The 1112-nt window shown below is 68.2% G+C and carries 1 protein-coding gene; it reads left to right on the top strand.

Annotated elements, in window-relative coordinates:
• Positions 1–118 precede the first annotated feature (118 nt).
• Positions 119–1112: IS481 family transposase (locus tag L6E10_RS31790; RefSeq protein WP_236223841.1), on the top strand; the 994-nt coding region annotated here is incomplete at its 3' end.

The following is a 1112-nucleotide window of genomic DNA, read 5'->3' as shown; positions in this document are numbered from 1 at the left end:
TGTACTGCCGTGAGAGGTTACGAACGGTCCGACACGTAGTCGGATGATCTTGGAATGAGGGAGGGCCTCCGGGTTCGGTGTGGATTGCGACATCTGCACCGACGACCAGGAGGCCCTCATTACTCACGCTAACGCACCGCTGACCGAGCTGGGCAGGCTGCGTCTGGCCCGGTGCGTCGTCGAGGACGAATGGCCTGTTCGGCGGGCCGCTGAGCGGTTCCAGGTGTCGATCAGCACGGCGCAGCGCTGGGCCTGCCGCTACCGCGTGTCCGGCGCCGCGGGCATGGCCGACCGTTCCTCTCGCCCGCGCTCGAGCCCCCGCCGGACCCCGACGCGTACCGAGCGGCGGATCATCAAGGTCCGGCTGGCGCGGCGGTGGGGACCGGCGCGGATCGCGTATCTGCTGGGCTTGGTGCCCTCGACCGTGCATCGGGTCCTGGCCCGCTACGGCTTGGCCCGGCTCAGCCAGGTGGACCGCGCCACCGGGCAGCCGGTCCGCCGCTATGAACGCGCCGCGCCCGGCGAACTCGTGCACGTCGACATCAAGAAGCTGGGCAACATTCCCGACGGCGGTGGCCACAAGATCCACGGCAGGCACGCGGGTAAGCGCAACAGTTCCGCACATCGCGACCCGGCCCGGCCGCGCAAGATCAGCAGCCGCGCGAACCTCGGCTACAGCTACCTGCACAACGCCGTGGACGACCACTCCCGCCTGGCCTACAGCGAAATCCTCGCCGACGAGACCAAGGAAACCGCCGCCGCGTTCTGGCGACGAGCACAGGCGTTCTTCCACGGCAACGGAATCACAGTCGAGCGGGTGCTCACCGACAACGGGTCGTGCTACCGATCCCGGCTCTGGCGCGACACCCTGACCGCAGCCGGGATCACCCACAAACGCACCCGCCCCTACCGGCCACAGACCAACGGCAAGGTCGAACGGTTCAACCGCACCCTGCTCGACGAATGGGCATACGCCCACCCTTACCGCACCGAGACCGAACGCCGCGAGGCGTTCCCGCAGTGGCTCCACACCTACAATCACCACCGCGGTCACACCGCACTCAAAGGCCAGCCACCCGCCAGCCGCGTTCCCAACCTCACAGGTCAGTACA

This window comes from Lentzea sp. CC55 (assembly GCF_021056325.1).
Lineage (GTDB): Bacteria > Actinomycetota > Actinomycetes > Mycobacteriales > Pseudonocardiaceae > Lentzea > Lentzea jiangxiensis.
The sequence above is the reverse complement of the archived record's forward strand: the minus strand, read 5'-3'. Positions and strand labels throughout refer to the sequence as shown.